Origin of the sequence: Jeotgalicoccus psychrophilus DSM 19085, assembly GCF_000425845.1 — a bacterium.
GTDB lineage: Bacteria > Bacillota > Bacilli > Staphylococcales > Salinicoccaceae > Jeotgalicoccus > Jeotgalicoccus psychrophilus.
In genome coordinates, this window is the sequence record NZ_AUEF01000028.1 from 1 (window position 1) to 6,833 (window position 6,833).

General features: G+C 39.2%; 7 protein-coding genes. 5 read left to right on the forward strand and 2 right to left on the reverse strand.

Features of this window, described 5'->3' with window-relative positions; all coding sequences use genetic code 11:
* The 3 genes from H625_RS0108635 to H625_RS14035 all read left to right on the forward strand — a co-directional run.
* On the forward strand, positions 1 to 659 hold a 659-nt coding region (locus H625_RS0108635), incomplete at its 5' end, for a response regulator transcription factor (RefSeq protein WP_156897214.1).
* A 141-nt stretch (positions 660 to 800) separates the two neighbouring features.
* Complete coding sequence (locus H625_RS12880; RefSeq protein WP_035785612.1) at positions 801 to 2,099, forward strand: APC family permease; 1,299 nt, start codon at positions 801 to 803, stop codon at positions 2,097 to 2,099.
* A gap of 534 nt (positions 2,100 to 2,633) precedes the next feature.
* Positions 2,634 to 3,170, forward strand: a complete 537-nt coding sequence (locus H625_RS14035) for a YdhK family protein (RefSeq protein WP_020006662.1) — start codon at positions 2,634 to 2,636, stop codon at positions 3,168 to 3,170.
* A gap of 362 nt (positions 3,171 to 3,532) precedes the next feature.
* Here H625_RS14035 and H625_RS0108655 read toward each other — a convergent pair whose 3' ends face one another.
* Together H625_RS0108655 and H625_RS0108660 are read right to left on the reverse strand one after the other, a co-directional pair.
* On the reverse strand, positions 3,533 to 3,859 hold the full coding sequence (locus H625_RS0108655) for a four-helix bundle copper-binding protein (RefSeq protein ID WP_020006663.1): 327 nt from the start codon (positions 3,857 to 3,859) through the stop codon (positions 3,533 to 3,535).
* A 205-nt stretch (positions 3,860 to 4,064) separates the two neighbouring features.
* Positions 4,065 to 5,633, reverse strand: a complete 1,569-nt coding sequence (locus tag H625_RS0108660; protein WP_026859556.1) for a multicopper oxidase family protein — start codon at positions 5,631 to 5,633, stop codon at positions 4,065 to 4,067.
* Positions 5,634 to 6,269: 636 nt separating this feature from the next.
* Between H625_RS0108660 and H625_RS0108665 the strand changes: the two genes are divergently transcribed.
* Positions 6,270 to 6,545, forward strand: coding sequence for a hypothetical protein (locus H625_RS0108665; RefSeq protein ID WP_026859557.1), 276 nt, complete (start codon positions 6,270 to 6,272; stop codon positions 6,543 to 6,545).
* Positions 6,546 to 6,585: 40 nt separating this feature from the next.
* On the forward strand, positions 6,586 to 6,833 hold a 248-nt coding region (locus H625_RS13910), incomplete at its 3' end, for a transposase (RefSeq protein ID WP_035785133.1).

Consider the following 6,833-nt stretch of genomic DNA (forward strand, 5'->3'; position numbering starts at 1 on the left):
TGTTAATCGATGATGAAGAGAGAATGCTCGAACTGTTGACATTATACTTGAAACCTTACCCTTATTTTTGTCGAAAAGCAGTAGGTGCAAAAGCAGGGCTTAAGTTTGTTAAAGAAGAGAAGTTTGATCTTATTCTACTGGATATCATGATGCCTGAAATGAATGGGTGGGAAGTATGCAGAGAAATACGGCAATACTCAGATATACCCATTATCATGGTGACGGCACGTGAGCAGAAAGAAGATATTGTAAAAGGACTCAAGCTGGGTGCAGATGACTATATCACAAAACCTTTTAATGAAGAAGAATTGGTTGCAAGAATGGATGCATTACTAAGAAGAACAAGACCTGTCAACCGGATTGAAGTCGAAAGACTGTTATGGGACGAAGATCAATTTGAACTATCCTATAAAAAACAGCTTGTAAAATTAACACCAAAAGAATTTGCAATCATTGGATTACTCATGAAAAATCCAGGAAGGGTATTTTCTAGAAATCAATTGATTGATTTAGTGTGGGGCATGCATTCTGAAACGGAAGGACGTACTGTGGATTCCCATGTTAGAAATATGCGGGAAAAAATTCGGGAAGTCGGCTTTCCTATCGATGATTACTTTCACACGGTGTGGGGCGTGGGCTACAAGTGGATTAGAAAGTAGCTTTCTCATATTATCGATTGTTTAAAAATGTAGATTTTGAGCACATTGCTAAAATTAATTTGAAATATTTTAAAAACTGCACACTAACTGCACAAACCATGGGCATATGTTTTAGAGACTATTATTTCTGAGGTGATACTAATGAGCGAATATAAAAAAGACAGCTTATCTCTGACTGGTGCGATCGGTCTTGGGACAGGGGTTATGATCAGTGCCGGAATATTTGCATTGCTGGGTCAGGTTGCCGCACTTGCCGGCATGTGGTTCCCGATCATGTTTGTCGTCGGAGGGATTGTAACTGGATTCAGTGCGTATTCCTATGTCAAGATGAGCAATGAATATCCTTCAGCAGGGGGTATCGGCATGTTTTTGGCAAAAGCGTATGGTCAGGGTACCGTCGCTGCTTCTGCAGCGATACTGATGGCCGTATCCATGGTCATCAACCAGAGTCTCGTGGCCCGTACTTTCGGTACCTATACGTTGCAGATTTTCAATATGGATGCAACCAGCTACCTGGTGCCTGTGCTCGCTGTTGGTCTTTTGCTCTTTGCATTCCTGGTTAATATTTCTGGCAACAGTTTCATTCAGACGTTTACTTCGATTGTGTCCCTGCTTAAAATAATTGGACTTGTCGTCTTTGCGATGGGCGGGTTATGGGTCGCCGGTTTTTCCATTACACCCGCAGAGGGCAGTGGAAGTACGGAAGACGCAACTATTACCAGCATGATTGCAGCTGTGGCACTCACCATCCTAGCGTTCAAAGGGTTTACGACGATCACTAACAGTGGCTCTGAAATCGTTAAGCCCCATAAGAATATCGGCCGGGCGATTGTCGCATCCATTTCCATCAGTCTTTTTGTGTATCTGCTAGTTGCATGGGCGGTATCCAGCAATCTGCCGTTAAACGAAATCATTGCAGCCAGAGACTACTCGCTTGCAGAAGCCGCAAGGCCAGCATTTGGAAACTACGCTGTATGGTTTACCGTCGGCATTGCGATCATCGCAACAGTATCCGGTATTATTGCCAGTGTCTTTGCGGTGTCACGCATGCTTGCCATGCTGACAGATATGAAGCTGATTCCACATAAGCACTTTGGCATGCCAGGACGAATTCAAAAGCATACGCTGGTATACACAATTGTACTTGCGATGGTACTGGCCGTCATTTTCGACCTCAGTCGTATCGCCTCAGTCGGGGCCATATTGTATCTTGTGATGGATATGATTGTGCAATGGGGTGTATTTAAACATCTGAGGGATAAGGTGGATGCAAATCCAGTCATTGTCATGACCGCATTCATACTTGATGGAATTGTACTGGCAGCTTTTATGTGGGTCAAACTGATGAATGACTGGCTGATTGTTGTCGTCTCCATCATTTTCATTATCATCATCTTCATAGGGGAGTATGTATTTCTTAAACACCGTAATGATGGGTAAGAAGGGCATGCGCATTAAAGCATTTTTAATCTCGAGCCATGCGTGTTCTTCTAAAAGGGAAGAGTATCACAGTTACAAAAGGAGGTGATGCTTTTTCAGGAAGGTGAATCAATAGAAATTTAAAATGATTAGAAGGCATTGGATTGCTTGTATCATTTAAGGTAAATATCTCTTAGAAAAAATACCAGTGAGGAATGTAAAATGAATAACAGATTTACAAAAATAGTCGTCACACTCGCAACCGTTACTGGAATCAGTTTCTCAGCAGGACAAGTTTCGGCAGATTCCATCAACGCAGCTCCCCAAGCCAATGGACAAGCACAGGGGGAAGCAAAGGTTGAAAAGAGACTGGATAAGGTTGAGAAGAAAACGGACGCTATCCAATCTGAGCTGGAGGCAATCGAAGGATCTATCGAAGGCCCTCCTATAACAGTTGATGAAGTACAGCTCTATAAAGAGTATCTGGACAAGCTGGAATCTCTGCTGAATCGCTTAAACGCCGCTGACAACCATTTGGATGCTGTGACCAAAAAAATGGAAAACCAGGATGCATCCATTGAAGAGACTGAAGCAGAAATTAATGATATACGCACCAGTATTTTAGAAGTGAAAGAAACGATTCAATCCATTTTTGCTGAACAGATGTCCAGCACTGGTGTAGTCCCTGACGGTCTGGAGGAAGCAGAAGATCCAACTTATGAAGTGGGTAGCCAAGCCATTATCAAAGCCGATCATATGCCAGGTATGTATGGCGCTGAAGCAACAATTGCAGGCGCATTTGATACTGTTGCTTATAGTGTCACTTATTACCCTACAACTGGTGGAGACCCAGTGGAGAATCATAAATGGGTCATCCATGAAGAATTGGAAGGTCCAGGAGAAGCACCACTGGAGCCCGGCACTGAAGTGACCTTGGATGCGGATCACATGAAAGGCATGGATGGTGCAACCGCTGTGATAGAATCTGCTGAAGACACTACTGTATATATGCTTGACTTCACAACAACAACTGGAGAAAAAGTAGAAAATCATAAATGGGTGACAGAAAGTGAATTGTCACCTGTTGAATAAAAACAGATGATATTAAAGAGCTTATCTTTACTGGATTATCTATCTCAAATGGATAATCTGCATGGATAAGCTCTTTTTATTATATGAATTAACAGATACATTAATGACTGTTTTGAAGGGAATTCGGTTTATTCCTCCTTGCAACGATGGTTCTAAGCGAACTCAACTGTTTTTTATAACCTTGTCTAAACTAAGGCGTCTCTTATAAGTATTGTCAAAATCAAGGGCGCTCTTAATTAATAATACAAATACATCTTAATGTATATTTTCGTTAAAATGCTGGGTACAATCTTAACCGGAAATAAAAGAAGTGGTATGTCCAGAATAAGTTCCGACATACCACTTCTTTCTAAGTGTTGTGCTTAGGCGATTTCTTTACAAGCCTCTGCACATTTGAAGCACGCATCTGCACATTTCTGGCAGTGATCGTGGTCATGTTTTTGACACTCGTTGCCGCATGCTTCGCAGACCTTGGCACATACTGCCGCCAGATCAGAAGAAAATGGTGAATTTCTTGTCAGAGCCTGTTCTAAAAATGCACAGATATCTGCACATTCACGATCCAATCGGATACACTCCGCCATCATTTTTACGTCTTCTTCCCTCAGACAGGCATCGTAACAGTGGTTACAGGCTTCCATACATTCATGTAACGTCTGAATCAGTTGTTGATGTTGTTCATGAGCCATTATAAATCCCTCCTATAGAATTGAATGCACTTACACTAATTGAATTCCCATCCATTTCGCATATAAACCGATATGGTAAAACTCCATAGAAACTGCACATAATTTTAATGATGATTGTCCTTCTCCAACTTACTCAATATTGTAATTCGTCTAGAAAAAATCAAGAAATAGTTCCTTTTTTGTTATTAGATTGAAGCTTTGGAGCTTACTCTACTTTAACCTGTCCCATCATCCCATTGTCCTCATGTTCAAGTATGTGACAGTGGAACATATATATGCCTTTATCTTTAAACTGAATGGCAATTTTTACAGTCTCATCCGGGGCAACGGAAAAACTATCTTTCCAGCCTCTTTCGTTCTCAGGTGGTGCTTCTCCATTCCTGGAAAGGATCTTAAACTGAGCACCATGGATGTGGAACGGATGAATCATGCCGCCCATCATGTCAGGTTTATTATAGATTTCCCATACTTCTGTAACACCTTGTTCCTGCGTAAAATCAATTCTTTCAGGATCAAATTTTTTTCCGTTTATCGTTACCTGATCCATCATGCCGAAAAGTTCAATTTCTTTTGTCACTGGCAGGTTCTTTTCTTCTTCCGTAACTGAAAAGTCATTCATTTCATCAGGTATATCCATGTTCTTACCTGTTTGATCTGTGATTTCAAAAGGTAAGAGCGTGGCACCATCTTCATTCATTAACGCTATATTTTCATTACCATCGACTTTAGAAAAATCAATGATTATTTCGGCCCGCTCTGAAGGCGTGAGTGTGATTTCTTCCATTGAGACCGGTTCATTTAAAAACCCGCCGTCCGTTGCGACTTGTACAAAAGAATCCCCTGTATTTAGTTTAAAGGTGTAATTTCTTGCATTTGATCCATTTAAAAGTCGAAGCCTTACTTTTTCTTTATCTACAGTTAATTTTGGATTCAATGTGCCGTTAATTAATGATGTATCCCCGACTGTGCCATCTTCATTTGCTACGGCTTTGTAATTCAGTTGTTTTTCATCATTAAATACTTTGTCCTGGAAAACGAGAGGGATGTCATTTTCTCCATATTCACTTGGTAATTCGAGATTTTTTGAATTTTGGTCCTCGATATAAATTAACCCAGCAAGTCCGTTGTACACTTGTTCAGAGGTTTTTCCTTCCGGGTGGGGATGGAACCACAATGTGGCAGCTTCCTGTGTCACTTCAAATTCAATAGTACTCTCTTCGCCTGGCTCCAATACATTGTGTGGACCACCATCGTCATTCCCTGGCACTTCCAATCCATGCCAGTGAAAAGTGGTATTTTCATTGAGTTCATTGATTAAGTTTATTTTCACAGTATCTCCTTTTTCAAATTGAAGCATGGGACCTAGAAACGAGTCATTATAGCCATATGTTTTTGTTTGAACGCCATCAAATATTTCTGTTTCTCCTTTTTGCGCGCGTATTGTATACTCAGTTCCTTTGTTGCTGTCGCTTTTGAGTACAGAGGGGATACTCAGTTCGTTCTCTCCTGTCGAATCAATTAGACCTACCACATCATCATGATCCATATGACCATTACCCATGGAACCATTATTCATTTCTCCTTCACTGGAGGAGCCATTCATATTTTCTTCCATAGAACCTTCATTGTCCTCATTCATGTTCATCTCTTCATTTGAATTCTTTTCATTGCTAGTATCTTCTACAGATGCTTCTCCGTCATTGCTTGTACAAGCTGATAAAACAATGACCATCATTAGAGAAAACAAGCTTATCAATAGGTTCTTTTTTCTCATACTTTACAATCCCTTCTTTCTACTTTTAATAAAGAACTTGTCATTCCTTTATGTATTAGACTAGATTATAATTTTCGAGAATCCGTGCATAAAATGAGTATTTAATATGACAAAAACTACATGTAAAATTAAGTTTAAAAAACGACCGTTTTACACACAAAATAGTGCATACGGTAAAAGGATGTCACTTAAGACGCTATTTTACGCCTGTTTTTAAGCGCTATTTTGCACTATAACACATTTGAAAAAAGGTAGAACACAGCCTTTTATGTTCCAACTGTCACTTTCGATGTTATTTTGCACTGATTTAGGCGATAATTTGTACTATAGTTAAGAAACCCGGCTAATCTTTTCACAAAGACAGCTAGGCTTTAAAGTTGGTTATGCAAAATAACACTTAAAATATATGCAATTTATCGTCAAAAATGACATGCAGTATATTCAGCAATATAATTATGTCTATTTAGGGTCTACCTTAAATTGACATTTTATATTTACTTTATAGTCTTGTTCCATTATACAGTTCGGAGGAGGACACATCAGATCGTTATTGGCAAAACGCAAACAGATTGGAGCAATACATTAATATATTGAGAGATGTATAGTAAACTATACTTTTAGAGGGGGGAATTTAACATGATTAACGAACTGGATTTATCCTTTTATTCAGATAGATTTCATGAAATGAAATTAGAAGGATTGAAACAAAAAAATTTTGTATATGGAAAAAATGGAACAGGAAAGTCTTCAATTACTGAAGCAATAAAGAATAATCATTCTACTGAGTACGATATACACTTGTTTGATGGGTATAAGAGAGTTTTTGGAGAAAATGAAAGGTTAGATGCTATTGCACTTGGTGAGAAAAACAAAGAAGTGAATCGTCTACACTTGATTGGACAACTCCTATGAGGGAGGTTATTGTTAAATCAATGAAAGTAGGCGTTTTTTTATGTCAAGAACGAGAAGAACATTTACCCCTGAATTTAAACTACAGATGGTCCGATTATTTGAAAATGGTAAATCAAAATCTGAAATTGTACGGGAGTATGATCTCACGGCTTCAGCTTTAGATAAATGGGTTAAAAATCATCAGAACACAGGTTCATTTAATCATATTGACAATTTATCTGAAGAAGAGCGCGAACTCAGAAGACTTCGCAAAGACATTCAACAGTTAAAAATGGAAAACGAGATTCT

Bases quoted from the DNA above. Each gene is read 5' to 3' on its own strand.
- H625_RS0108660 (WP_026859556.1), bottom strand. From the start codon at position 5,633: ATGAGAAAAAAGAACCTATTGATAAGCTTGTTTTCTCTAATGATGGTC.
- H625_RS14035 (WP_020006662.1), top strand. From the start codon at position 2,634: ATGGAAAACCAGGATGCATCCATTGAAGAGACTGAAGCAGAAATTAAT.
- H625_RS0108655 (WP_020006663.1), bottom strand. From the start codon at position 3,859: ATGGCTCATGAACAACATCAACAACTGATTCAGACGTTACATGAATGT.
- H625_RS12880 (WP_035785612.1), top strand. From the start codon at position 801: ATGAGCGAATATAAAAAAGACAGCTTATCTCTGACTGGTGCGATCGGT.
- H625_RS0108665 (WP_026859557.1), top strand. From the start codon at position 6,270: ATGATTAACGAACTGGATTTATCCTTTTATTCAGATAGATTTCATGAA.